This window comes from Terasakiella sp. 4MB5A (genome assembly GCF_050058155.1).
In the GTDB taxonomy this organism is placed as follows: domain Bacteria; phylum Pseudomonadota; class Alphaproteobacteria; order Rhodospirillales; family Terasakiellaceae; genus Terasakiella; species Terasakiella halodenitrificans.
Map to the genome: position 1 here is coordinate 2,795,200 of NZ_CP188815.1, position 22,916 is coordinate 2,818,115.

A 22,916-nucleotide genomic window follows, 5' to 3' on the forward strand; every position below is an offset into this window, starting at 1 on the left:
ACTAACCCATCCCGAGTGCTTTTTTGTACAGGTCAAGAATCTCTTCTTGTTCGGTGCGGTCGTGGTCTTCCATTTTGCGCAGGCGGACAAGTTGACGCATAATTTTAACGTCAAAGCCTGTTCCTTTTGCTTCTGCGTAAACGTCCTTGATGTCAGCGGCGAGGGCCGCTTTTTCACTTTCTAATCTTTCAATTCTTTCTACGAATGACCGTAAATGGTCCCCTGAAATTCCGCCGACGTTTGCACCGCTGTTGTGTCCGATGTCAGACATAAAACTACTCCATTAAAAAAATACCGGGACCACTCCGAGCAGCCCCGGCGAGTTATGCTCACCGGTTAGGGAGAGCCGGGATTGTAAAATCTTTAGAATTGAGCAGGCCGATAGAAGGCCACGCACCGGACAAAGGGAGGTCCCAAACAAACCAGCCGAAATAATGCGCAGGCGTGTTGAGGTCTGTTTTGTCGATCCCTGCCGGGTAAAACTTGATACGGTCCGCAAACTGCCAAATACGAGACGGGCGTAATTCTTTGTGCAGTCCGTTCATTCGGTCCTGCCCGCCCCAAAACTGCATAGGCAGCAACATTGCGACCTTGTGCGGATTAAGACTTAGGGCATGACGGATAAACTTCTCTGCGGCTTTTCGGTCAGTCTTGCCGTTGAGCTTCCCATAAGGCGGGTTTGTCACGATGTTCGGGTGTTTGGTTTCCGTTTCCGCCAGAAAGTCAACACCACCAACCACTTTATGCTTTGGGAAGTCCCGATCATGTCGGCCCTCATACATGGTGGTTGCTCGGACCGTGTGACCCGCCTCACGCAAGGTTGCCGCCATCGCCCCATCACCAGCCGCACATTCCCAAACACCACCGGAAAAGGATTCAACGCTCAACAGGGCGCGAACGGGTTCCGGGTCGGTCGGGTAATGATCATCAAACGGACGGACAATCTCTTGTTTTGCGGCTTCCATCACATTCTCCTTGTCTCTGCCGGCACCCGGTAAACCTTTTTCGGTTTCGGGTAGGTCAGCTTCATAATTAAAGTTTGAAGTTGACGGATTTTCGAAATGGTCGGGCGAACAGGAAGGTGGCGCTCTCGTTTGTCGCGGAGTTCACCTTGCAACCGTTCAAGCTCGTTCATGTGTTCGGCGATTACGGCGTTGGTCATGGCAACCCCCTTTGAAGCTTAAAAATGCGTTTTCTCCGGGCTTCATCCAGAAGGTGAAGTTTTGCCTTTGATCGTTCCAGCCGTTCAGTTGTTGTCCGTTGGCCTTGCTCTTTCAACATCTTGACTTTGAGGTTTACAGTTTGAGTAGAAACCCCAAATTGTTGAGCAATCGCCGCAAGGGTGAGGCCTTGCTCTCGCAAGGATTTCATTTTCACCGCATCCAAATAAGTGACTTTATTTTTACCCATATCAAAACTCCATATCTCTCAATGCGGCGTCGATTACATCCCGAACCTCCAAAAGCTCTTTTGTGACTTCATTGCGTTCTGCAAGGCTCATGTTTTGACCGGCAGGGCTTTTAGGGGCGGTTGCAGCGCGAACGCACGCAGCGACATCGCCCACCTCTTTCATAAGATCGATCAAGCGTTCGCTTGGGTGGACCGGCGTATGTGTTGGCGCACCGCCACATTGTTCAACTTTTCGGGAAAGGGCGTTTCGGAAGGCTTCTGTGAAACGTTCTTGTTTGCCTTGGGCAAGCAATGCCGCCGCAAGATTAACGGCCTGCTCCCACGGGAAATGATTGTAATCACAATCTTCATCAGCCCACTTACGAACAAGGGAAATACTCTTGCCTGTAATTTGCTTGATTTCGTGCTCATCAAATTCAGCAAGGACGCTATGTATTGCGCGCTCTACTGAAAATGCCTTTTGGACCTTGACCATAGTTGTCTCGTTCCCTGTAGCCTATTTCACAAGACCGATTGACGGCCTTCATTCAAAATTAGGTTCATGGAAAAAACTTACCCACAAACCCACTTTCCTTTCGTCGGCGTTGATCCCTTGGCTTGGCTCTTAGAGCGGGCCGAGGCGATTGACCGGGGCGAGAGGTTTATTCCGCTGCCGATGGAGGTGACTTGCCAAAGATGTCGGGGCGAAGTTCGTAACGTGTGACAATCTCCCCAGCCTGTTGCGTGAGGTTTTCGATATCCAAAACCCGTTCAGGGGGGCACTTTTCCCATTGATAACAAGCTGATTGAGAAAGATTAAGTTCCCGCGCCATAGCCGCACGACTGCCAACTATCTTAAATGCGCGCTCCATTGCTTTATCCATAATAGATATTGTTACAGCATATCTGTAATGTCAGTCAAGGAGAATATACAGCAATACTGTTATTGATGATTACAGCAGTCCTGTAGAGAATGCATTATGGAAAAAATCGGTGACAGAATTCGCAAAGCGCGAAAAGAAAAAAAAATTACCCAAGGTAAGCTGGCTGAGCTATGTAGTTCTGATAGCGGCAAAGTTACTACCGCTGCCGTATCAAACTGGGAGAACGGCATCAACGACCCTGCATCAGCCAAATACAACATTATTGCGAAGGCTCTTGGAGTTTCAGCAGAGTGGTTGATTTCTGGCAACCAAAGCGCTCTAAGTCTTTCTCAATCTTCTTTCGAACACGCCCCGCTTCCTTTGATTCCTGTGATTGGCTCTGTCCAAGCAGGCGTATTCCAACCTGCCTTACAGGAAGACGGAGACTGGGAACGCATTCCGTTCCCGACACCGGGCGGCTATAAGCCAGAAGATTTCTATATCTTGAAGGTTCGCGGTGATTCTATGGATCAAGTCTATCCAGAAGGCTATAACTTGGTTTGTGTAAAACTCATGGCCTATCATGGAGCTTTGACGCATGGAAAACGGGTTATTGTCCATCGACGCGACCAGTACAGTGACCAGTTTGAGGCCACTGTTAAAGAATTATTCCATGATACAGAGAACAAACGCTGGCTTTTAATGCCGCGTTCTCACAATCCGCAATACAGGCCGATATCGATTCCCAATGGAAATGGGGATGAGTTGGATTTCGCCGGATCGGATGATTTGAATATTTCAGGCGTGGTTTATACCGGGTTTATGCCTGAGCCGGGGTTTTAGGAGAAAACGCCTGAGAAACAGAATGGTTTGTTGTAGTTTTATATTTTGTTCACATATGTATGTGTACCATATTGCCATAGATAAAACATTTTTTGTTGATTTTATGCGTCTAGACCATTATAAACCGCAACCCGTTATTGCACCTTAATTAAAAAGTGTGATAACTTCTTTACCCATTAGGGGATCACTAACCGAGGTAACGTAATGTTTAACACAACAAACAAAGCACTGACTTCCATAGCTACGAACATAAAAGGCGAAGAGCTGCGTGACGTTAAATTGTGTGTGCCTGACAGTCTTTCCGCAACCCAATCGGGTATTGCGCGTGAATTTGCTGAATCTGTTTATAATCGCCGCACCGGTGCAGTCGAGACTGAAAAAGCGTCTCCTGAAAAGGTCAAGGGAGCTAGCTTTAGCAAGCATTTTAGCTAAACATAACTTCCTTAGTAAAGAAGCCGCTTGTGAAAATGGGCGGCTTAATTTTTTGCCAACACATTAATCAATGGTAGTCCATGAATTTTGAATTACTCGAAATAGTTTTTTCTCATGCCGTCAAAGACGATGTTATGTTTGTTAATATTGATGATGTGGCAGAAGGCGTTATTCAAACCCACAAAGCCAGAGATGGTTCCGTTTATGAGATCGAATATGTCCCGCACGAAGGTTTTGAAGAAGCGATTGCAGGGTTAGAATCTATTGGGATATTGCATGAAGTTCAGGATGCGAATAATGAAATCACACGAGCATATAACACGCGTTATGAAAAAGTAATTGAGTATGTCCATTATAAAAAAGGGGCAACATACTGCTGGGAGCGTTTTGGTAAATGCAAAGAACTATGTCAAAGTATTTTATCCAATGAGCTCAATAGAACCAATAAATATTCTTCTTTAGAAACCCTTTTTGAGCACCTTGCTAACGATTACCTACCGAAGCCACAAAATGAAAAAGATGAAGCTGCAATCTTAATTGAGAAGCTAGGTATCCAAACCGCAATTGAGGTATTATTTCCCCTAAAATATCGTGTCTATTTTATTACTGAAATACAGAAGGCTGATGGCGACTTGGATGATCTTCGAGAACGCTTGAAGGCAGCGTTGGCGGATCAAGTTATTGATGAAAGTGAAACTATTGGAAACCTTATAACAAATGGTTGCGATCCACTGACTCTTGACGCAAAGCAGATTAATCCAGAAGCAGTTGAAGACTTGATTGCGCTGCTATTTAGGATTCCACAACAATATATGGATATAGCATTAAGTCCAAAATACAATAGGGTTTGCCTAGCCCTTGCAAAAGACCTAAACCCAAGCAGGTTTGGGGAGTTGGAGCTTTAAATGCCTGTCAACGATTACCATTAATAAAAGAAAACCCCGCCTCAGTAGCGGGGTTTTCTTTTACCTTGTTCCCGCTCTGCGACAGCATCGGGCTTATAAAGTCTACTTCGGTAGCCGCCATACGTTAGGAGATTGCAATTCCTGTGTGGTGTCTGATTTAAAAAAGGCTGCGGTTTCCGTGGCCTTTTTTATTTTTAAATTAATAACCAACCTTCAAACGAATACTATCAAGCTCAATGCGAATATCATCAACATCACTTTGTAAGCCATAGAGCTGAGGTATTTGTAATTCAAGGTGATCCACTTTCCCTTGCAAGCCGTTAGCTTCACCTTCAAGTGTGATTATCCTATCTTCAAGATATTCATTCTCTGAAACTCGTTGCTCCAAGGCTCCAAGGCTAAGACGGAGTTCTTCAATTTGCGCTTCACCAGCATATCCCATTTCATATTCAAGGTCAGATATACGATCACTGAGCAAGGCAATGTAAAAAAATGCCCCTGACAACATAACGCCTAAAGCTACAGGAACCAAAGTGCTTGCTTTTTGACCACCCGACCCTTCACAGCATCTCTTGAACAAGTTCTTCACCGCACACTCCAAAGAAGTTTTTTACCAACCTAATTCATTGAAAAATAATAATAACAGACCACTCGCTAAAATAAATTACAGATTTACTGTATTTTTATATTGACCTTTAATTACAGATTTGCTGTAATACCTCCATCAACAACGCAACGGAGGTCAGAGCAATGGAAGAATACTTCATCAACGTATTCACGGTCGATAAGGACGGTTCTGTATGTAGCGAAAGCTCGCATATGACGCAGGAAAGCGCGGAAGAAGAAGCGCAGTCCGGTTTCATCGGTTTGACCTACCTGCACACTATTCACAGCCAGCGTGACGCTCAGAAGAAGTGGCACACCGATTGTGTGGATTTCTCACCGGAAGCGGCAGCGGATGAAGATTATTTTCGTGAACTGGCGGCGGAATAGGAGGGGTTCACCATGATTGACCACGTAATGCAAGAAGGTATCCAAGACTTTCATGTGCGCAGAAACTTCGGTTTTTTTGACATTGAAAACCACGCACACCTCACTTTGAACGGCATTCTGGCGGATATCATCGCAGATGGGGTTGACCGAAACGAGGCGATTAAAAGCGTCTATGAAGCCGTTTATTTGAACTTCAAAGGCCACGCAACCACATGGTCACGTTTTGAGAGACTGGCTGAAATTCACGGATTACCAGAAGCAGAACAAATGATCCGTAACACGTTGGTGGAAATTGCGAGGTCAAAACACTGACCTCCCCTCCGGTGAGTTGCCCGGTTCCCCTATGCGGTCCTCATGCCCTCCAAATCCGCATTTGGGCAACTCTCCCGAGGTGATTGCAAGCCACCTCAGCCGACCAGCCGCGCTCCCCTCGATCCCTGTCAAACCCCTGCGGCTGGTCGGTGCCTACCTAACAACGAAAGGAAAACTAAAATAGGGTGCCTCGTGCGCGAAAGCTGTTCGGCCCGAACCATACCAGAAACACTTAAACCGAATAGTGACCTCGTAGCTCAACTGGATAGAGCACGGTGTTTCTACCGCCGGATGTTGAAGGTTCGAATCCTTCCGAGGTCACCAAACCTTACCCCCCGTACAGTTCGGCTGTCGGGGGCTTAGGGGTAGAAGAATTATGAATGAAACTCAGTGGGACCGACACTCCACCCATTTGCACCTAGGATAGGCATTTGGAGGAAAGCGTAAGAAGGTCGGGACATTCGCCCATTAAAGACGCTGAGGGATCGTGTGGAAGCCACGACAAGTTAACCCCGTTCCGGTCAGACCGTGCGGGGTTAGCGGGTAGAAACTAAACCCGGAGTAGCTCATTGGCAGAGCAGCCCCTTGATAAGGGGAAGGCAGCGAGGTTGATCACCTTTGGTTCGATTCCCGCCTCCGGCACCATTTTACGGAAAGGTTTAAGAAATGTCTCGTCAATGCAGTCATTGTAAATCTGATATCTCACACAAACACCCTAATGCGAAGTTTTGCGGGCCAAAATGCAAAGATGCGTACTGGAACAAAAAAGACCTTAACGGGGTAGAGCGCCGCCACCTGAAAAAACAAAGATCACATGCGCCCGAAGATAAAATTGCATGCGAGTGCTGCGGAACGCCGACACATAAACACGAAATACGTGAAAACAGCGAGCAAGATATGGTCTGCTACGACTGCTACATAAGCGACCAATATGGCGGCGGATACATTTGCGACGAACAGTATTAATTAACCATTTCCGCAGCCTGTCGGCACCTCCCCGAGTATGCCGAGAAACAACAAAAAGCTGACAGGCTCCGTAAGTGGTTTTTGAAAGGAAATATCATGGGTGAATATGCTGAAATGATGCTTGATGGAACTTGTTGCTGCTTTTGCGGTGAGTTCCTTGGTCCTAGTGGTGATGGATTTCCAGTAGCATGTGCTTCGTGCGCAGCCGAAGAAGTGAAATCTGTTTTTCCTTCTGTAAAGAAGCTCAAAAATAAACGTTCCCACAAATGTGGCAAATGCGGTCGTAAGTTTCGTGGTGAGCAGGGTTTGCATGATCATCAACGCGATGCGCATGGTGGTGTGTAATGATCGGTCAAGTAAAAACAATGCTTGAAGACGATCGACCGATACTTGCTGCTTACTTTTCAGAAGAAGATTACAGCAAAGTTGGCGAGTGTGGCGTAACCAAGATTATCGCCTACGGTGAAAACGGTCACATGGCAACTATTCCTTGGCTGGCTGTCTATATCGGTGACGATATAGCTCGACGTATTCCGGCCCAAATGGTTGAAATCGTCTACGACCCTGATTTCTTTGAGGTGCCGTGATGAGTGACGATATCTTTGAAACAATGCTCGTTGGAGAAACCCGTTATTTCCGCACAAAGCTTGTGAAGAACGGACCGTATGTACCAGTCGCGCTTTGGATCAAAGATGGAGAGCGCGATCCACAGACTAAAGAACTCATCTCTGATCAGCTTTATGGAGCCACCATCGCTGGTGAGGAAACCCAAGACTATTACGAAATATGCCGAAGAGCGCGGTTCTGGGAAAAAATCAACAAAAGTGAATTTGAATATCTAGCCTCGGTCATGGATTGGGCGCAACAAAACGACGCTGCCGATCCACTATCCGCGCCGAGAAAAGCAGTCAACCTGCGGGAATTACCCGCGCCATTTTGAGGAGAAATCCAATGCCAGAAGACTTTGCAGGAATGGGCCACAACAACGGCCCTGAAATCGACGCTGACTTTGAAACCTTAGCCGCACGCGGGAAGCAACTAGCCGATTCCGCCGCTCGCCTCCCTGAAATTAATAACGAGGACACGGCTGGTAAAGTTACGACCTTCATTAAGCAGATTAAACTTTTCAAGAAAGATGCTGAAACTTGGCGCAAGGATAAGAAGCAACCCTTCCTTGATGCTGGCAAGAAGATCGACAGCGACGGCAAGGTACTAGCTGGTATCGTTGACAATGCTTTGAACGCTGCCACCCGTTCCTTGAATGCTTATCTCACAGAACGGCAGCGCAAGGCAGATGAAGAGCGTCGCCAACGAGAAGAGGAAGCCCGCGTCAAGGCCGAGGAAGCTGAACGACTGCGCAAAGAAGCTGAGGCCAGCAATGACGCTGTTCTTGCCGCACAAGCTGAGCAAGCCCAGCAGGAATCAGAAGTTGCCGCCAAAACGCCGGACCGGGCGCGTGTGCAATCTGACGAAGGCGTCAGTGCATCGGTGCAGAAGTTTTGGGACTTCAAGATAAACGATGCTGGTCAAATCCCAGTCACCATCTACCGAAAATATCTCAAACCGGAAGAGGTTGAAAAGATGATCCGTGCCGCCGTTCGTGCGGGTGAACGCAACATCAAGGGTGTGGAAATTTTTGAGAATTCACGCTCGATCATTCGATAAAGGAAAACAACCAATGACTAACTCACCAGTGCCTAAGCAGGCTACAAATCTTACAACTGGCGCTTCTGTTCAAGCCCTGATCCCCACTGATATTGAACAGGCCTTTCGTTTTGCAGCCGCAATCGCTCAATCGGGCATGGCTCCTAAGAGTTATGGTTCAGGAAATAATTTACCTCAAGCAGTCTTTACGGCCATGCAGTTGGGTGCAGAAGTGGGGCTTCCACCAATGTCCGCTGTTCAAAACATTGCTGTCATCAACGGCAAGCCCGGACTTTATGGCGACGCCCAACTTGCTCTCGTTCGTTCCAGCGGTTTACTTGTTCATTTCAAAGAGGAATATGCTGGCAATCCTTACGATGATGATTTCTGCGCTCGTTGCACTGTTCAGCGTCAAGACCAAGATGAGCCTGACATCCATGAGTTCAGCGTTTCTGATGCTAAAATAGCCGGGCTATGGAAAAAGCAAGGGCCTTGGACGCAATACCCAAAACGTATGCTACGGTTTCGTGCTCGCGCTTTTGCTCTGCGCGATAACTTCGGCGATGTACTTCTCGGGCTTGGCAGCTCTGTAGAAGAGTTGCGCGATCATTCAGGGCCAGAAAATGCAAAAGACATCACCCCTCGCCCTGCGCGTAATGATTTCAACTTTGAAACAGAAACAACATCATTCGAGTTCATTGACCAATACGGTGAGTCGCGTGGTTTTTCTGACCTTAAGCTTTATGCAGCTGCATTCGTGAACGAAATCAATAAGGCTGGTAATGCAGAGGCAGCTCAAGGGATATGGGAAAGCAATCAAGGCTACATTGAAGATATGCCTTCAAACCTCCTCGATGAAATCTCCCAAGCTCTAATCGAAGCAACTGCCGAAACACTCAACCCGGAAACTGATGATGTGTCGAACGACGCAGAAGTCGTGGATGACGACGGCGTTATTCAAGATGAGCAACCGGCTGGTTACGAACCGCCTGCAATCGGCGTCCCCGCTGGCGAAAAAGGCCCTGACTGGGAAGGTTTTGCAGATGCATTTATCGAAGCTATCAAAGTCGCCCCAAACGTTGAAGCTATTAAAGATATTGCAAATTTGAACAAGGCCGCAAAAGACAACTGCTTCAAGCAGCATCAGCCTGCCTTTAAGCGCATTTATGAAGCAATGAAAGAATTAGGTGCCGCGCAATAGCGGCCCCTTCCCCAGACACCCTGCGGCGGTTCCAACTGAAAGGTATATGTCGCTTCACCCGCTGCGGGGTGTCTCGGTAAGGGGTTTTATTTAACCAAGGAGTAAGTGAATTGACCAAAGAATATTACGGAACAAAGCGCATTACAGCATATCCGAAAAGCCGGATTGTTGATGCAACATCAGGCCTTGAAGCAGAGGGTTATGAAGTAATTTACCAACCGGATGGCTATACATCATGGTCCCCAAAGGATGTGTTTGAAGAAGCGTATCAACCCATCGACGCTATGAGCTTCGGGCATGCCATCAAGGCCATGAAAGACGGTCACAAGGTTTGTCGCAAAGGCTGGAATGGCAAAGGGATGTTTCTTGTTCTCGTTGGGGGCTCAAGCGTCAAGCTACGCGAAGGAACTCCGTACCACAAGGCTCTCGTAAATGTGACAGACATTTCTCAAGATCAAGAAATTTTGCCTCACATTGATATGTGGACCGTCAACGCCGATGGCCGACGCGCAATGCTTCCAGGCTGGCTGGCTTCTCAAACTGACATGCTTTCTGACGACTGGATGATCGTGGATTAACCCCCAACCCGAGGCCTTCGGGCCTCATTTTGTAAGCCCGTCGCCATCTCTTTAACCCCGTTGTTATTGAAAAGCGAAAGACACCTTAACCGGCGGCGGGTTTGCAAAGTGAAACAGAGGTCGTTTCTGTCAAGGGCGACTGGATGGAAATGAAGGAGATCGCTTCGGCGGTTACAGGTAGAAACGAATGGCTTTAATCGGTCTATATGATGTGGATAGCAAGATACCAAACCTCGCTTTGATGAAGTTGGCCCGGTATCACTTAGAATGTGGGGACGTTGTTGAACGTTACGACCCGCAATTCCCGCTAGATCATGCCTCATTTGATAAGGTGTACGCCTCCAAGGTTTTTGCTTTCACAGACGGGCAATACATGGACCCTGAGCGAATGATTATAGGCGGCACGGGCCACGATATGACTGTTAATTTGCCGGATGAAATTGAAGTTTTAAAGCCTGATTATTCTTTATATCCAGACTTCAATCACAACATTGGTTTCACCATGCGCGGTTGCCGCTTTCAATGTGAATTTTGCATTGTTCCGAAGAAGGAAGGCAGACCAGCCAGCACAAACACCATTGATGATCTTGTGGTGCAAGACAGTGATTTTCTTGTGCTTTTGGATAATGACCCGTTTGGAAACCCTGATTGGAAAGACCGTTTTGCGGAGATAAAAGACCGTAACCTTAAGGTCAATTTCAGCCAAGGTATCAACATTCGAATTATCTCAGAAGAACAAGCCCACGCCCTTAAATCTGTTCGCTTCAAGAATACGAACGGGACCAAGAGCCAAGCCACCTTTGCATGGGATCAGCCGAAAGATGAACGATTGATCAAACGCGGGATCGCCAGATGCAAAGCCGCCGGGATTAAACCTTGGCAGATGCAGTTCTTCATTTTGATTGGCTATGACAGCACACCAGAAGAAGACTTGCACCGCGTCCAGATGATCCTTGATGAAGGGTGCGACCCATACGTTATGCCCTTCAATAAATTTGAACCGTACCAAAAGGCCTTTGCCCGTTGGTGCAACACCAGAATATGCAAAAGCGTTTTATGGTCCGATTACACCTATGGATCGTGGCCTAGATCGACAGACGCAGCGTAACCCTTAACCACCGACGACCACCGCAATTAATGGACAGTGAGAAATGGAATTTCAACAACATCACCTTTGGCTTGATCCGAAATCTCAAAAGCATTTGAAGAATTTTCATTATGCCCTGATTGATGGGAAAGAGGTGCAATTCACTCATTGGCAGTTGTGGCAGGATGGTTCTCAAGTTCCGGCAAATGCTAAATATTTGGGCATTGGCGATTACCTTCGCGCTCAAGAGCATAAAACATTATTCCTCGCCTTGATCGAAGAACATTACCGAGCTTTTGAGGATGGTTCGAAGCCTGCCGAATACAGGCGCTACGGAGGCCAGTTCACAGAAAAGAATTGGTTCCCAGGCCGTCGCGTGAATCTACGCCGGGGCTATTCAACAAATGACAACCTTTATGGGGTTGTGACCTCGTTCAAGGTCTTTCGCAAGTCTCAGATCATCGGACCGCTGCATAAAACAATTGTTGAGCTTTACGGGTCAAAAGACGAGAAAATCTGCGAGATTGGTATTAAGATTGATGGAGAATAATGAGAAATGAATACAGCTTACTTGCTCTTAGCCAGATTTGAAAAACCGACAGTTCATTTGACAGATATCTGCGAAGAGTTTTTCGGATGCGCAAAAAAAACGGCAATGGAAAAGGCCAAGGCAGGTACACTGCCTGTGCCGGCATTTCGCCTTGAGGACAATAAACGCGCTCCTTGGCTCATTAACATTAATGACTTGGCCTCTTTAATTGATCGTCAGCGTGAACAGGCACAACGCGAATGGACGGGCGACCTTTAATCCTTCTCTGTCAATCGAGAGGGATTAAGGTCCGTATAAATCTGCCACAATGTGTTTAGATTTCTGTGCCCCGTTACTTGCGCCACCTCATCAATGCTATACCCTTTTTCAAACAATCGGCTTGCTCCTTCCCGTCTCAAATCGTGGTATCGCAAGTCTTCAATACCAAGCTTATTTCGCACTCTCTGAAATCCAGCAGTAATCGTTCGGTCATTAAAAGGAAAGATGCGCGGGTCATCCGTCACAGGTTGCCGTAAAATAATTTCATAAGCACCGCCAATTAAAGGCACTTTCATATGATTCCCCACCTTCTTACGTGGGTCTTTTCTATCCCGAACCAAGACAGACTTATCAGTCTTATCTAAATCATCCCACAAGATCGAGCAAACCTCACCGATCCGCATACACGACAAAATTGAAAAATCCAATATGTCTATAAATGGTGTTTTCTGTGGGCTCTTTTCCTCACGCTCTTGCAGGCCTTCCTTCAATCGCTCAAGTTCGTCAGATAGTGGTCGGCGGCTCCTTCGCTCAGCCTTCCCCACCAGCTTTAAAGTTTGCAGCGTACCCATCGCCTCTCTGACGCATGTCTCATCAATTGAAACGCCATATAAAGCTTTTGCGGACCGTAGAACTGACCGCAAATTTGATATATCAGCAGCGACCGTCTGAGGTTTCGCCCCGGCACTGTTCCTGTCTTTTGCAAATTCTGTGATGTGCTTCGCTGCCAACCGGTCAATCGTTATATTCGCAATGGAGCAATCCGATATCAATTCCAGCGAATAACGTTTTGAGCGTCCTACCTTCACATGCGGGTCGTTCAAATACTTATGAAGCAAGTCAAACAGTTTGGCACCATGCGGGACATCAGACGTACCATTTTTTTCAATATCCGCAACCTCTCGCTTCCCCCATGCCACGGCCTCTGCTTTTTTTCCGAATGTTTTTGACTTGGATTTCTCTTTGCCATTATCCGCAGAAAACCTTACAAGGCAGCGGTATCGCATACCTGCTTTACCTTCTCTTGGCTGAACTGTATAGTAAGCCACGCTAAAACCCTCCGTACCATTTCCCCTGTCCAACCAATTTGGTACGTTTTTGGTACGGCGTCAAACGGAATCAAAAGCAGTTAAAAGTAATTTAAAGTAATTGAAGTAAAGCTACATGCCTCAGAAAAACGCCAAAAACCCACAGAACACAAGGAAAACTCTAGACCGCAGGTTATCCGTGGCGCCGATGATGGAGTGGACGGATCGTCATCAGCGGGTCTTTATGCGGGGGTTAACCAAGCAAACCTTGCTTTATACGGAAATGGTTGTCGCCCCGGCGATTATTTTCAGTAAGGATGGACCCGGGCGTTTTTTGGATTATAGCGATGTTGAACATCCCATTGCCTTGCAACTGGGCGGCAGTGATCCGGCGCAGTTGGCGCAATGTTGTAAAATTGCAAAAGAATGGGGCTATGACGAGTTTAATTTGAACGTCGGCTGCCCCAGTGATCGGGTCAGTGCTGGGCGATTTGGTGCCTGTTTGATGGCGGAGCCTGATTTGGTGGCTGATTGCATCAAGGCGATGCAGGATGCCAGTGATATTCCCGTCACCATCAAGCATCGGATCGGCATTGATGATCTGGATAGTTATGAATTGCTCTGTACCTTTATTGATCGGGTGGCACAAACCGGATGTGAAACCTTTATCATTCATGCGCGCAAGGCATGGCTGAAAGGCTTAAGTCCCAAACAAAACCGGGAGATCCCGCCCCTGCGTCACGATATCGTACATATGGTCAAAAAAGATTTTCCACATCTTGAAATTATCCTCAACGGTGGCATTCAAACGGTTGAAGAAGCCGCCAGCCATCTGGACAAGGTCGATGGCGTGATGATCGGACGGGCCGCTTATGAAACGCCCTATATCATGGCAAATGCCGACCAGTTGATTTATGGCGACACACGCCCTGTGATCACCCGCGAAGAGGCACTTGCCGCCTTCCTCCCCTATGTCGATGACAAGGTTGCAAAGGACATCTATGTCCGGCATATGGCAAAACATTTGTTTGGCCTGTTCCAAGGGGAACGCGGGGCCAAAGCATGGCGGCGTTACCTGAGTGAACATATGTTCCACCCCCACGCCAACGGCGATGTCATTCGCCAAGCCGCCCGGTTGATTGAATAAGCCCATTTTTACTTGAAATGATTCTAAAATGCAGGCAATATCCGCCAAAAATTTTAGGAAGATCTACTCGTGCCCAACAAAATCGACTGGAATGAGAAACTCAGCACTGGGTTGCTCGGCCTCGATGAACAACACGCTGCGCTTTTCCAGTTGTTCAACGAGTTTATTGATGCGATAGAAGCAGGTTCACCACAAGCTGTCCTAGTTGAACGTTTCGAATATATCATAGGTGAAACACTCAAACATTTTGCTTATGAAGAACAGATCATGAAGAATATCGGCTTCCCGGAATATAGCGCGCATAAAGAGCATCATGAAATTCTACGCCAAGATGCCGAATTAATCTTCAAGGATTTGCAAGAAACTAAAGACGGAGTTGAAGTATCGCCTTCCATCAACTTCTTACGCGCCCTGATCGTCAAACATATGGTCGAAAAAGACCTGAAAATCCGTGATTACATCAAACAAGGCACGTTGTAGACCCAGAAAACGGTTATTTCTTGCAATAAAAATCTGCGATATAAGGGAACTCATTCTTCCCGGACCATTGCGCAAGTTCAAGCGGATTTTGGCCTTCTGCAATTTGCTTGGTCGGCAAAACTGCAACGATATCTTGCTCGCAATTCACCAGAACCGTCATATTCAACGTTTCCTGATGTTCCTGCATCATCACTGTTGCCCCCATAATGATTTCAGGATGTTCTTCGTTGGTGAGTGTCTGCGTGGTATCTGCCGCAATAAGATGCGAAACGCGCGGTACCAGATAGGTCCATGGTTCAAAGATGGAAGAGAAACGATATTCCTTCAGCACAACCACTTCAGGCGGGAATGCCTCTGCGGTGCGATCTCCCCATGTGTAACGCATATACGCATTAAAACTGAGCAAGGAAATTCCGGCCAGCATCGGCAAAATAAATTTGGGTAGATCAACACGTAAATAGCGCGCAATCGCCCAAACCGGCCCACAAACAACCGCAACCAAACAAAGCGCAATAATAATATCCCACATAGGAAAAAATCTTTTCTCGTTCTTAAAAAACTAGGTCTGAGAAAATGCGCAGAAAGTAGAAAAAACTCAAGCTTTTCCTATCAAATTCTCGCCTTTTTCAACGATTTTTGAACATAAGCTCGCGCAACATCAATTTTTCGCCCTTTGCCGCCTTATGTGCGGCTTGGGCAAGAAACAATTCACCGGAAGCAACGGCATCCACCAAAGCGTTATGCGCCCTGTAACGCGGTAAATTATACGTCTCGCGCGCCTTCGCCAACCTGAGGACACCACCATCAATCGGCTGATTGCGTTGTAAGCGAATGCGTTTTTCAAGTTCAAGCGTATCGACAGCCCGTGTTAAAAGCGGATACCCATAAAGCCGTTCACACGCAACATTCAAAAAACCCAGTTCAATCGGTGCATGATGGGCCAATAAAACACGCCCGGATAATGCCATCAGGACATGCGGCAAAACATTTTCCAATGGCTCTGCCTCAGCCAAACGGTCATCCATCAGCCCATGCACAACAACCGAATTTTCGGGTAAATCGCCTGAAGGGCGCACCAAATAATGTGCGGATTCAGACAACACAACATGTTGATCCACGATAGGCGCAAAACCGATACTGAGTATTTCATCAGTATGCGGGTTTAATCCTGTCAGCTCCAGATCAATGCACAGATATTCCAGTTCCCGATAATCAGTTTCGGGCCATGGGATCGGTTTTCGATAATATTGTTTCATCGGCCCTTCCGGCATCTTGATCAGATACCATTCGCGACGCAGATCCGGGCCGAATATTCTTTTCCACATAACAGTCGTCTCTTAGAGCAAATCCCGAGCAGGTTATCTCAACCTGCGACGACGCATTTGCGTTAAATCAAAATATTCTAGGTATAGGCAGAAGCTAAAGCCGACTGCATGGTTTTCACCACATTGAAGGCATCCTTAAGATGGTTGCGCTCAAAATGCGACATATCATCCGGTGGCATAAAGTTATCCGCTTTTTGCGAATTACGGATTTGTTTGGCTTGATGGCGAAGACGCGTAATACTAATGAATTCCAGCGCATCCAACAAATCATTTGCACCCGCTTGACTGATGATTTTCTTTTCAACAGCCGCTTTCAAGCGGTCTTCCGTATTTACTTCCATCAATCCGCCATCCAGCGCATAGGTCCGGGCGAGATCAATAATCGGGACAACCCCATTGTGTTTGAGATCGAATGTATGATCATGTTCGCCGCCTCGAATAAGAACGAAATTTTTGAAAAAGCCGAGCGGCGGTTGATGGGTCAAAGCATTGCCAGCCATGAAAGACAAGAAAATACGATTGCCGGTGGCTTTTTTCAAAACAAAGTCACGCAATTCCGTATAGAGACTTTCCTCTCCATAAATACTGCGCATATCGAAAAAGACGCTCGATAACATCAAGGCTTCGGGTTCCGGTGTATCAATCCACTTGGCAAAATAGTTTTTCCATTGTGATAAGGGTTGGCGCCACTTATCATTGGTCGCCATCACATCCCCCGGACAATAGATGTAACCACAATCATTCAATCCATCACTGACAAACTTTGCAAGATTGCGGAAATAGTCCCCATGCAGGGCTTCGTCATAGCTGTCATGTAAGATCAAACCATTATCTTGATCGGACAATGCCGTCTGTTCATGGCGTGCTTCAGAACCCACAACAATCCATGAATAAGGCACAGGCGGTTCCCCAAATTTTTCTTCCGCCAATTGCAACAAACGTGTGGCAATTGCATCGGTAACGGTGGAAACCACATGACCAATATTATGAGCGCTTGCGCCTGTATCAACAAGGTTCATTACCATTGCGGGAACCTGTTTAACAACCTCACGCAAGCCAGCGATGCTGTTGCGTTTGTAAATATCACCCACCAGATAAACCATCGAGGTCGTTTGTTTCTGGATAATATTTGTTGTGGTCACGACCCCGGCAACCTCGCCGTTATCAATAATGGGTAAGTGTCGAATATTGCTGCGTGACATCGTCAGTAAGGCATCGAAAAGATAATCATCAGCCTGAATAAAAGTTGGGTTAGCTGTCATAATTTCCGACAAGGGATGATCATAAGCAATGCCCTTGGCCACCACCCGATTGCGTAAATCCTTGTCTGTGACAATTCCTATTAATTTTTCAGCTTCCGTAATCAGAAGACAAGAAACGCCTTCTTTAGACATTTGCTGGGCCGCCTGTTGAATGGTCACATCCGCCGATGTTGTCACCGGGGCACGTTTTAACATGTCGCGCACCTTTGCCGACATCAGTCCCATTCCGGTCTCACCACCTGTTTCCGCTAATTCACGTGCAGAACGCAGACGATCCCCACCCATAGGGGCAAAAAAGAATGCAAATTGCTGGTAAGCCTCGCGTAAACGATCAAATTCAGTAACAGGCATTAAATACAGAAGGCTGTCTTCAATCGCTTCACAACGGTTCACCGCAATCCCGCCGCGCAAAATAGCACGCACACCAAAACATTCTCCTTCAGACAAACGTGCAAGCAAGTTGCCTTCCGGGTCTAATGTTTCCACAGCGCCTGTACGTACAACCCACAAGAACTTATTTTCTTCGCCTGGTTCGAACAAAACAGTGCCACGCCGGGCATAACGAACCTCAATACTCGTCGGCAGTTTTTCCAACGCCGCTTCCGGCAGCAGATCGAAAGGATGATGGTTTTTTAGAAAATCCCGGATCTCAATAAGTTCAATGTCCATATAGTGCCCCCCTGCAACATGAAATACGTTTGTTGTAGATTGAATTCTTTCCCACCATTCGTCAAGTGATACCCTATCGGATCGGATATGCATTTTACGAATACTAAAAAATAAAATAAAAAAACGGGCCCTGCCAACAGCAGAACCCGTCTTTATTTGTGGTCTATTCAGACAACCAAGATAGATCTTAGTGGTCTTGAGCAGCACCCGCACCTTTCGGGATACGAATGTCTTCAACCATATGCTCGATTTCTTCCGGAACCGGCTCAGTCATGTTCATCACGATAAACGCAACTGCAAAGTTCAGGATTGCACCAACTGTACCGAAAGCTTCCGGAGAAATCCCGAACAGGTGGTTAGCAGGCGTGTTTGCCAGCATGTTTGTACCCGGAATAAAGAACCAACCTTTGTATGTGAAGATATATACCAAGGTGGAAACGATACCCGTTGTCATACCGGCGATAGCGCCTTTGTTGTTCATCTTCTTGGAGAAGATACCCATCATCAGAACCGGGAAGATGGAAGATGCCGCCAGACCGAAGGCAAGTGCCACGGTTTGCGCCGCAAAGCCCGGAGGATTCATACCGAGATAACCCGCCAGCAAGATCGCAGCCGCCATCGCAAGACGCGCAGCCATCAGTTCTTGTTTTTCGGAAATTTCAGGCATGAAGGTAGACTTCAGCAAGTCGTGAGAAACAGCAGAAGAAATCGCCAGCAACAGACCAGCCGCTGTGGACAGAGCCGCAGCCAGACCACCGGCAGCAACAAGAGCGATTACCCAGTTCGGGAGTTGCGCAACTTCCGGGTTCGCCAGAACCATGATGTCGCGGTCAACTTTAACCATTTCGTTGCCTTTCCAGCCCCAAGCTTCGGCTTTAGCAGCGAATTCCTTGTTTTTGTCGTTGTAGTACTGGATTCTGCCGTCGCCGTTTTTGTCTTCAAACTTCAACAGGCCAGTGGCTTCCCAGTTTTTAAACCATTCCGGACGCTCAGCATAAGCCAAGTTACCTTCAGGCGTACCAACTTCACCAACTTGAACAGCGTTCATCAGGTTCAAGCGAGCCATAGCACCAACCGCCGGAGCCGTTGTATAGAGCAACGCAATGAAGACCAATGCCCAACCGGCAGATGCACGCGCATCACGTACTTTCGGTACTGTGAAGAAACGAATGATAACGTGCGGCAGACCCGCAGTACCGATCATCAGAGAGAACGTATAGAATATCATATTCATCGTTCCGCCCTTCTGCGCGGTATATTCCGCAAAGCCCAAATCAGTGATAACCTGGTTCAGCTTTGTCAACATCGGTGTGCCGTCTTCCGTACCGGAGAACAGACCGATTTGCGGCAGCGGAGAACCCGTCAGGTTCAAAGAAATAAACACAGCCGGTACGGTGTAAGCGGAGATCAAAACGCAGTACTGAGCGATCTGAGTGTATGTCACACCCTTCATACCGCCAAGAATAGCGTAAACCGCAACGATACCCATACCGATCCACAGGCCAGTTACGAAGTCCACTTCCAAGAAGCGAGAGAACGCAACACCAATACCTTTTACCTGACCGATAACGTAAGTTACAGATGCAACGATCAAGCAAACAACCGCCGTTACACGGGCAGAAGTAGAATAGAAACGGTCACCAACGAATTCCGGCACCGTATATTTGCCGAATTTACGCAGGTACGGTGCCAGCAACAGAGCCAAAAGCACGTAACCGCCTGTCCAGCCCATCAAGAAGATAGACGCGTCATAACCCATGAACGAGATCAAACCCGCCATGGAAATAAATGAAGCCGCAGACATCCAGTCTGCCGCTGTGGCCATACCGTTGGCCACCGGGTGTACGCCGCGACCCGCAGCATAAAATTCACCCGTTGTGCCAGCCTTGGCCCAAATTGCGATACCAAAGTAGAGCGCAAAAGAGCCGCCCACAAAGATATACGTAAGAGTTGTAAGATCCATTTAAGTCATTCCCCAGACGATTATTAGTCTTCGCGTACGCCGAAATCAGCGTCAATTTGGCCCATTTTCTTGGTATAGATAACAATCAAAGCCAAGAAGACGAAAATTGACCCTTGTTGTGCAAACCAGAAACCCAGTCCAACACCACCAAACGGTACCATAGCATCCAGCGCGTCACGCAGGAGAATACCAAAGCCATAAGAGCAGATTGCCCAAACAACAAGCAGCCAAGTCACGAGACGAATATTAGCCGTCCAATAACCTTGTCCATCATGTGTACTCATTTAAAAAAAGCCTCCCCTACAGATCGAGAGTTTCCGCCGCATGGAAAGCAGCGGTTTATTGTTACAAAAAATTATTTTACGACAACTTTGTTACAAAGTAAGCGCCGTAACCCGCAATTTTGTACCTTAGAAAAACACCTTCGGTCCAGTCATCAATGCAAAAATAATTGAGAAATTTTAAAATATTGTACGGTAATGAAACAACTTTTTGCGCATGCGAAGAAGTATTCTAAATTTATAAAATTCCACAAACTCTATAGTTTCCGCCGAGATTGACCAAAGTCAATTAAAAAGCAGGGGAACTCTAGCGTTTCTGGTATTACCGCCTATTTTTTTTACATTGTGCGGTGCAATATGCGTTTTTTTCATGCCTGATTTCCGAATCTCGCATAGCTTCAACGCCAGAATCTTTACGAAACCACCGAAACCTGCGTTATCTGGAACGAAAAAGCGGTCAAATCTAAATTGAATTTGACCGCTTTTTAAGCAATTTAAAATAGATTCTTCCGCATTCATGCAAGTTAAAAGATTTTTTTATGCCTCTATCTTTACATTGCGGATCGTTTCAAGAAAGCCGCGTACCTCCTCATCCAAGCCAACAATGGCATTGCTCATATCCGAAATTGAAACTTGCAAATCCTTTGCTTGTTCGCCTGTTCTCATCGCCCCTTCACGCACCATCGAAATTGTTTGCGTAACCTCTGCCGCCCCGGCCGCCGCTTGCTGTACATTATGCGAGATCTCCTGTGTCGCTGCCCCTTGTTGTTCAACCGCCGAAGCAATCGTTGCAGCAATTTCATTCACATTTAAAACAGTGGAAGATACCGTTTGGATAGCAGCAGCCGTCCCACGGGTTTCTGTTTGAATAGAAGCCACCTGTTGAGAAATTTCCTCTGTTGCAAGTGCCGTTTGATTTGCAAGGTTCTTTACTTCGGTTGCGACAACGGCAAACCCTTTGCCAGCTTCCCCAGCCCGAGCGGCTTCAATCGTTGCATTCAAGGCAAGTAGATTGGTCTGGGCCGCAATATCTGTAATCAAACTCACAACTTCACCAATTTTCTCAGCAGCAGTAGACAAACGCAAAACCATTTCATTTGCGCGTTTTGACTCATCAACGGCTTCTTGTGTCGTGGAAGATGACAATTGCACCTGAGAGCTGATTTCATTGATAGAAGCAGATAACTCTTCCGCCGCAGAAGCCACAGCATGCGCATTAGAAGAGGACTCTTCTGCACTGCTGGCTACAAGCACGGCTTGTTCCATAGATTGATCAGATGTTGATGACATTTCTTCTGAATCATTTTTAATCCGCGTTGCCGCTGCGTTGATTAGCGCAATCGTCTTGCCTAATGTTTCCTCAAGGTCTGCTGCCATTTTCGCCCGTTCTTCTGCACCCTGCTGACTGGCTTCGCGCAAAGAACGTTGCTGCACCACCTCCATCTCCTGCATCTTCTTGGCATCATCGCGGAAAATTTCCAGCGCCGTATTGATCTCACCAATCTCGTCTTTTCGGCGACGTCCTGTCACAGCAACTTCAAAATTACCGTTTTTCAACTCATTGATAATACCAACCGAGTTCTGTAAGGGTTTACGAATGATGACCTGCCCAAGAAACAGCAAGGAGACACATAAGACAATCACTAGGACAACGGCAATTACGATCATGTTTAACGCAATGCGATCGGCGCTCGCGGTCAACGTTTTCGTCGGAATTTCCACCTCTACATACCACGGGGTTTTCATATCCATGATCGGAATGGGCAAAAATAAATGGTGGGCCGAACCAATTTCTTCGATCACAACATCTGTCCCTGCCATTTTTTTCACAGCGGAAACCTGTTTGGCATCTTTATCATCCAGATCTTTACCCACTTTTTCCTTATCTGGATGGGCGACCCATTTCATCTTATTTGAAATCACAGAAACGCGGCCCGTCCCCATAGGCTGTAATTTAGAAAACTCGGCGGCCATATCATTAACCGCCATATCCACGCCAATCACGCCAATGGGTTTTCCCGCCTCATCCAAAACCGGATAAACAAAAGACGGAAGAAGAATATCAACACCATCAATATTGTACATGACAGGGTCCACGACAAACGGCTTTCCTGTTTTTAACGGTACGTTGTAATAATCCCCTGTCGGGTCTGAGGGGTCTACATCCAGACTGGTCAAATAATAAGGTGTTACACCACCGCCAAAATTATAAAAATAGGTAACATAGCGTCCGGACTTTATATTATGCGGTTCTTTGCCCTCAAACTCCGCATCGCGTCCATCAAACGCATTTGGCTCAAACCCGGCCCAAGCCCCTGCTATTTCAGGATGCGTTTTCATCGTATCTTCCAAAATAGCATCATAGGCGGAACGATCATTAACACCGGAACGCCGCATCGCCATAAATGTTTTTTGCAATTCTTTCGCCACCAACATGGCGCTGTCCAATTGCAGTTTTACGTTCGCACTTTGCGTTCGCCCGATATCCGCCGCATCGGCCAAAGCAAGTTCCAATGTTGTTTTTGATGCCTGATTGGTTGCAATTGTAATCCCGACAATCAAACACAAAGACACGATTAAAGAAGAAAGAGCGGCCATTTTCCCGCCCAAGGACAAACGATCCCACATCACACTATATCCCCAGCTTTTAATTTTAATTATAAAATTATTAAATCATCGAAACAATTTAGCCACAAGTATAAAAACATTAAACCTTAAAGCATTTCATCCTTATGACAGC

Annotated in this window: 31 protein-coding genes and 1 tRNA gene; 17 read left to right on the forward strand and 15 right to left on the reverse strand. The window is 46.8% G+C overall.

Annotation, left to right across the window (positions count from 1 at the left end; genetic code table 11):
* Position 1: 1 nt before the first annotated feature.
* The 6 genes from ACI0FF_RS13145 to ACI0FF_RS13170 all read right to left on the reverse strand — a co-directional run bounded on the left by ACI0FF_RS13145 (position 2) and on the right by ACI0FF_RS13170 (position 2,261).
* Positions 2–271: a DUF2312 domain-containing protein gene (locus tag ACI0FF_RS13145; protein ID WP_419797266.1), complete on the reverse strand. Its 270-nt coding sequence runs from the start codon at positions 269–271 to the stop codon at positions 2–4.
* A 58-nt stretch (positions 272–329) separates the two neighbouring features.
* Entirely contained in the window at positions 330–965 is a 636-nt protein-coding gene (locus ACI0FF_RS13150) for a hypothetical protein (protein WP_419797267.1), read from the reverse strand.
* On the reverse strand, positions 965–1,162 hold the full coding sequence (locus tag ACI0FF_RS13155; protein ID WP_419797268.1) for a hypothetical protein: 198 nt from the start codon (positions 1,160–1,162) through the stop codon (positions 965–967). The genes ACI0FF_RS13150 and ACI0FF_RS13155 overlap by 1 nt, the downstream gene beginning before the upstream one ends.
* Positions 1,159–1,410: a hypothetical protein gene (locus tag ACI0FF_RS13160; protein ID WP_419797269.1), complete on the reverse strand. Its 252-nt coding sequence runs from the start codon at positions 1,408–1,410 to the stop codon at positions 1,159–1,161. Before ACI0FF_RS13160 ends, ACI0FF_RS13155 begins: the two co-directional genes overlap by 4 nt.
* Before the next feature lies 1 nt (position 1,411).
* The gene (locus ACI0FF_RS13165; RefSeq protein ID WP_419797270.1) at positions 1,412–1,885 is read right to left on the reverse strand and encodes a hypothetical protein; all 474 of its coding nucleotides are present in this window, start codon (positions 1,883–1,885) and stop codon (positions 1,412–1,414) included.
* A gap of 166 nt (positions 1,886–2,051) precedes the next feature.
* Positions 2,052–2,261 (reverse strand): transcriptional regulator, encoded by a 210-nt coding sequence (locus tag ACI0FF_RS13170; protein WP_419797271.1) that lies wholly within the window; start codon positions 2,259–2,261, stop codon positions 2,052–2,054.
* A gap of 108 nt (positions 2,262–2,369) precedes the next feature.
* Here ACI0FF_RS13170 and ACI0FF_RS13175 point away from each other — a divergent pair, with 108 nt between their 5' ends.
* From ACI0FF_RS13175 to ACI0FF_RS13185, 3 genes are all read left to right on the forward strand, one after another.
* Positions 2,370–3,095: a helix-turn-helix domain-containing protein gene (locus ACI0FF_RS13175; protein ID WP_419797272.1), complete on the forward strand. Its 726-nt coding sequence runs from the start codon at positions 2,370–2,372 to the stop codon at positions 3,093–3,095.
* Between the two features lie 204 nt (positions 3,096–3,299).
* Positions 3,300–3,527, forward strand: coding sequence for a hypothetical protein (locus ACI0FF_RS13180; RefSeq protein ID WP_419797273.1), 228 nt, complete (start codon positions 3,300–3,302; stop codon positions 3,525–3,527).
* 80 nt (positions 3,528–3,607) lie between these two features.
* On the forward strand, positions 3,608–4,432 hold the full coding sequence (locus ACI0FF_RS13185; RefSeq protein WP_419797274.1) for a hypothetical protein: 825 nt from the start codon (positions 3,608–3,610) through the stop codon (positions 4,430–4,432).
* A gap of 199 nt (positions 4,433–4,631) precedes the next feature.
* Here ACI0FF_RS13185 and ACI0FF_RS13190 read toward each other — a convergent pair whose 3' ends face one another.
* Positions 4,632–5,021 carry a hypothetical protein gene (locus ACI0FF_RS13190; RefSeq protein WP_419797275.1) on the reverse strand — a complete coding sequence of 130 codons (390 nt, stop codon included), beginning with the start codon at positions 5,019–5,021 and terminating at the stop codon, positions 4,632–4,634.
* A gap of 161 nt (positions 5,022–5,182) precedes the next feature.
* Between ACI0FF_RS13190 and ACI0FF_RS13195 the strand changes: the two genes are divergently transcribed.
* The 12 genes from ACI0FF_RS13195 (at position 5,183) to ACI0FF_RS13250 (ending at position 12,021) form a co-directional block, all read left to right on the forward strand.
* Positions 5,183–5,425 carry a hypothetical protein gene (locus tag ACI0FF_RS13195; RefSeq protein ID WP_419797276.1) on the forward strand — a complete coding sequence of 81 codons (243 nt, stop codon included), beginning with the start codon at positions 5,183–5,185 and terminating at the stop codon, positions 5,423–5,425.
* Positions 5,426–5,437: 12 nt separating this feature from the next.
* On the forward strand, positions 5,438–5,737 hold the full coding sequence (locus tag ACI0FF_RS13200; RefSeq protein WP_419797277.1) for a hypothetical protein: 300 nt from the start codon (positions 5,438–5,440) through the stop codon (positions 5,735–5,737).
* Between the two features lie 246 nt (positions 5,738–5,983).
* Positions 5,984–6,061: transfer RNA gene (locus tag ACI0FF_RS13205), tRNA-Arg, on the forward strand.
* Between the two features lie 738 nt (positions 6,062–6,799).
* On the forward strand, positions 6,800–7,048 hold the full coding sequence (locus ACI0FF_RS13210) for a hypothetical protein (protein WP_419797278.1): 249 nt from the start codon (positions 6,800–6,802) through the stop codon (positions 7,046–7,048).
* Positions 7,048–7,290: a hypothetical protein gene (locus ACI0FF_RS13215; protein WP_419797279.1), complete on the forward strand. Its 243-nt coding sequence runs from the start codon at positions 7,048–7,050 to the stop codon at positions 7,288–7,290. The genes ACI0FF_RS13210 and ACI0FF_RS13215 overlap by 1 nt, the downstream gene beginning before the upstream one ends.
* On the forward strand, positions 7,290–7,643 hold the full coding sequence (locus ACI0FF_RS13220) for a hypothetical protein (protein ID WP_419797280.1): 354 nt from the start codon (positions 7,290–7,292) through the stop codon (positions 7,641–7,643). The genes ACI0FF_RS13215 and ACI0FF_RS13220 overlap by 1 nt, the downstream gene beginning before the upstream one ends.
* 11 nt (positions 7,644–7,654) lie before the next feature.
* On the forward strand, positions 7,655–8,368 hold the full coding sequence (locus ACI0FF_RS13225) for a hypothetical protein (RefSeq protein ID WP_419797281.1): 714 nt from the start codon (positions 7,655–7,657) through the stop codon (positions 8,366–8,368).
* 13 nt (positions 8,369–8,381) lie between these two features.
* Positions 8,382–9,548 (forward strand): hypothetical protein, encoded by a 1,167-nt coding sequence (locus ACI0FF_RS13230; RefSeq protein ID WP_419797282.1) that lies wholly within the window; start codon positions 8,382–8,384, stop codon positions 9,546–9,548.
* Positions 9,549–9,658: 110 nt separating this feature from the next.
* On the forward strand, positions 9,659–10,126 hold the full coding sequence (locus tag ACI0FF_RS13235; protein WP_419797283.1) for a DUF2829 domain-containing protein: 468 nt from the start codon (positions 9,659–9,661) through the stop codon (positions 10,124–10,126).
* A 187-nt stretch (positions 10,127–10,313) separates the two neighbouring features.
* On the forward strand, positions 10,314–11,234 hold the full coding sequence (locus tag ACI0FF_RS13240) for a hypothetical protein (protein ID WP_419797284.1): 921 nt from the start codon (positions 10,314–10,316) through the stop codon (positions 11,232–11,234).
* 43 nt (positions 11,235–11,277) lie between these two features.
* Positions 11,278–11,763 (forward strand): hypothetical protein, encoded by a 486-nt coding sequence (locus ACI0FF_RS13245; protein WP_419797285.1) that lies wholly within the window; start codon positions 11,278–11,280, stop codon positions 11,761–11,763.
* A 6-nt stretch (positions 11,764–11,769) separates the two neighbouring features.
* Positions 11,770–12,021, forward strand: a complete 252-nt coding sequence (locus tag ACI0FF_RS13250; RefSeq protein WP_419797286.1) for a pyocin activator PrtN family protein — start codon at positions 11,770–11,772, stop codon at positions 12,019–12,021.
* Here the strand turns inward: ACI0FF_RS13250 and ACI0FF_RS13255 are convergent.
* A complete protein-coding gene (locus ACI0FF_RS13255) occupies positions 12,018–13,070 on the reverse strand; it encodes a tyrosine-type recombinase/integrase (RefSeq protein ID WP_419797287.1) in 1,053 nt (350 codons plus the stop codon). The genes ACI0FF_RS13250 and ACI0FF_RS13255 overlap by 4 nt on opposite strands.
* A 187-nt stretch (positions 13,071–13,257) precedes the next feature.
* Here ACI0FF_RS13255 and dusA point away from each other — a divergent pair, with 187 nt between their 5' ends.
* Together dusA and ACI0FF_RS13265 are read left to right on the forward strand one after the other, a co-directional pair.
* Positions 13,258–14,196 carry a tRNA dihydrouridine(20/20a) synthase DusA gene (gene dusA, locus ACI0FF_RS13260; protein ID WP_419797288.1) on the forward strand — a complete coding sequence of 313 codons (939 nt, stop codon included), beginning with the start codon at positions 13,258–13,260 and terminating at the stop codon, positions 14,194–14,196.
* Positions 14,197–14,265: 69 nt separating this feature from the next.
* A complete protein-coding gene (locus ACI0FF_RS13265; RefSeq protein WP_419797289.1) occupies positions 14,266–14,676 on the forward strand; it encodes a bacteriohemerythrin in 411 nt (136 codons plus the stop codon).
* A gap of 13 nt (positions 14,677–14,689) precedes the next feature.
* Here ACI0FF_RS13265 and ACI0FF_RS13270 read toward each other — a convergent pair whose 3' ends face one another.
* The 7 genes from ACI0FF_RS13270 to ACI0FF_RS13300 form a co-directional block, all read right to left on the reverse strand.
* The gene (locus ACI0FF_RS13270; RefSeq protein ID WP_419797290.1) at positions 14,690–15,205 is read right to left on the reverse strand and encodes a hypothetical protein; all 516 of its coding nucleotides are present in this window, start codon (positions 15,203–15,205) and stop codon (positions 14,690–14,692) included.
* Positions 15,206–15,302: 97 nt separating this feature from the next.
* Positions 15,303–16,001 (reverse strand): exonuclease domain-containing protein, encoded by a 699-nt coding sequence (locus ACI0FF_RS13275; RefSeq protein WP_419797291.1) that lies wholly within the window; start codon positions 15,999–16,001, stop codon positions 15,303–15,305.
* 77 nt (positions 16,002–16,078) lie between these two features.
* Positions 16,079–17,932, reverse strand: coding sequence for a DUF294 nucleotidyltransferase-like domain-containing protein (locus tag ACI0FF_RS13280; RefSeq protein WP_419797292.1), 1,854 nt, complete (start codon positions 17,930–17,932; stop codon positions 16,079–16,081).
* 187 nt (positions 17,933–18,119) lie between these two features.
* Entirely contained in the window at positions 18,120–19,895 is a 1,776-nt protein-coding gene (locus ACI0FF_RS13285) for a sodium:solute symporter family protein (protein ID WP_419797293.1), read from the reverse strand.
* Positions 19,896–19,918: 23 nt separating this feature from the next.
* A complete protein-coding gene (locus ACI0FF_RS13290) occupies positions 19,919–20,179 on the reverse strand; it encodes a DUF4212 domain-containing protein (protein ID WP_419797294.1) in 261 nt (86 codons plus the stop codon).
* Between the two features lie 282 nt (positions 20,180–20,461).
* Positions 20,462–20,695, reverse strand: coding sequence for a hypothetical protein (locus ACI0FF_RS13295; RefSeq protein WP_419797295.1), 234 nt, complete (start codon positions 20,693–20,695; stop codon positions 20,462–20,464).
* A gap of 18 nt (positions 20,696–20,713) precedes the next feature.
* The gene (locus tag ACI0FF_RS13300) at positions 20,714–22,804 is read right to left on the reverse strand and encodes a methyl-accepting chemotaxis protein (protein WP_419797296.1); all 2,091 of its coding nucleotides are present in this window, start codon (positions 22,802–22,804) and stop codon (positions 20,714–20,716) included.
* Positions 22,805–22,916 lie beyond the last annotated feature (112 nt).

Excerpts from the sequence above, each read along its gene's own strand:
- ACI0FF_RS13145 (WP_419797266.1), bottom strand. The coding sequence starts at position 271 with ATGTCTGACATCGGACACAACAGCGGTGCAAACGTCGGCGGAATTTCA.
- ACI0FF_RS13150 (WP_419797267.1), bottom strand. The coding sequence starts at position 965 with ATGGAAGCCGCAAAACAAGAGATTGTCCGTCCGTTTGATGATCATTAC.
- ACI0FF_RS13155 (WP_419797268.1), bottom strand. The coding sequence starts at position 1,162 with ATGACCAACGCCGTAATCGCCGAACACATGAACGAGCTTGAACGGTTG.
- ACI0FF_RS13160 (WP_419797269.1), bottom strand. The coding sequence starts at position 1,410 with ATGGGTAAAAATAAAGTCACTTATTTGGATGCGGTGAAAATGAAATCC.
- ACI0FF_RS13165 (WP_419797270.1), bottom strand. The coding sequence starts at position 1,885 with ATGGTCAAGGTCCAAAAGGCATTTTCAGTAGAGCGCGCAATACATAGC.
- ACI0FF_RS13170 (WP_419797271.1), bottom strand. The coding sequence starts at position 2,261 with ATGGAGCGCGCATTTAAGATAGTTGGCAGTCGTGCGGCTATGGCGCGG.
- ACI0FF_RS13175 (WP_419797272.1), top strand. The coding sequence starts at position 2,370 with ATGGAAAAAATCGGTGACAGAATTCGCAAAGCGCGAAAAGAAAAAAAA.
- ACI0FF_RS13180 (WP_419797273.1), top strand. The coding sequence starts at position 3,300 with ATGTTTAACACAACAAACAAAGCACTGACTTCCATAGCTACGAACATA.
- ACI0FF_RS13185 (WP_419797274.1), top strand. The coding sequence starts at position 3,608 with ATGAATTTTGAATTACTCGAAATAGTTTTTTCTCATGCCGTCAAAGAC.
- ACI0FF_RS13195 (WP_419797276.1), top strand. The coding sequence starts at position 5,183 with ATGGAAGAATACTTCATCAACGTATTCACGGTCGATAAGGACGGTTCT.
- ACI0FF_RS13200 (WP_419797277.1), top strand. The coding sequence starts at position 5,438 with ATGATTGACCACGTAATGCAAGAAGGTATCCAAGACTTTCATGTGCGC.
- ACI0FF_RS13210 (WP_419797278.1), top strand. The coding sequence starts at position 6,800 with ATGGGTGAATATGCTGAAATGATGCTTGATGGAACTTGTTGCTGCTTT.
- ACI0FF_RS13215 (WP_419797279.1), top strand. The coding sequence starts at position 7,048 with ATGATCGGTCAAGTAAAAACAATGCTTGAAGACGATCGACCGATACTT.
- ACI0FF_RS13220 (WP_419797280.1), top strand. The coding sequence starts at position 7,290 with ATGAGTGACGATATCTTTGAAACAATGCTCGTTGGAGAAACCCGTTAT.
- ACI0FF_RS13225 (WP_419797281.1), top strand. The coding sequence starts at position 7,655 with ATGCCAGAAGACTTTGCAGGAATGGGCCACAACAACGGCCCTGAAATC.
- ACI0FF_RS13230 (WP_419797282.1), top strand. The coding sequence starts at position 8,382 with ATGACTAACTCACCAGTGCCTAAGCAGGCTACAAATCTTACAACTGGC.
- ACI0FF_RS13240 (WP_419797284.1), top strand. The coding sequence starts at position 10,314 with ATGGCTTTAATCGGTCTATATGATGTGGATAGCAAGATACCAAACCTC.
- ACI0FF_RS13245 (WP_419797285.1), top strand. The coding sequence starts at position 11,278 with ATGGAATTTCAACAACATCACCTTTGGCTTGATCCGAAATCTCAAAAG.
- ACI0FF_RS13250 (WP_419797286.1), top strand. The coding sequence starts at position 11,770 with ATGAATACAGCTTACTTGCTCTTAGCCAGATTTGAAAAACCGACAGTT.
- dusA (WP_419797288.1), top strand. The coding sequence starts at position 13,258 with ATGATGGAGTGGACGGATCGTCATCAGCGGGTCTTTATGCGGGGGTTA.
- ACI0FF_RS13270 (WP_419797290.1), bottom strand. The coding sequence starts at position 15,205 with ATGTGGGATATTATTATTGCGCTTTGTTTGGTTGCGGTTGTTTGTGGG.
- ACI0FF_RS13275 (WP_419797291.1), bottom strand. The coding sequence starts at position 16,001 with ATGTGGAAAAGAATATTCGGCCCGGATCTGCGTCGCGAATGGTATCTG.
- ACI0FF_RS13280 (WP_419797292.1), bottom strand. The coding sequence starts at position 17,932 with ATGGACATTGAACTTATTGAGATCCGGGATTTTCTAAAAAACCATCAT.
- ACI0FF_RS13285 (WP_419797293.1), bottom strand. The coding sequence starts at position 19,895 with ATGGATCTTACAACTCTTACGTATATCTTTGTGGGCGGCTCTTTTGCG.
- ACI0FF_RS13290 (WP_419797294.1), bottom strand. The coding sequence starts at position 20,179 with ATGAGTACACATGATGGACAAGGTTATTGGACGGCTAATATTCGTCTC.
- ACI0FF_RS13295 (WP_419797295.1), bottom strand. The coding sequence starts at position 20,695 with ATGAATGCGGAAGAATCTATTTTAAATTGCTTAAAAAGCGGTCAAATT.
- ACI0FF_RS13300 (WP_419797296.1), bottom strand. The coding sequence starts at position 22,804 with ATGTGGGATCGTTTGTCCTTGGGCGGGAAAATGGCCGCTCTTTCTTCT.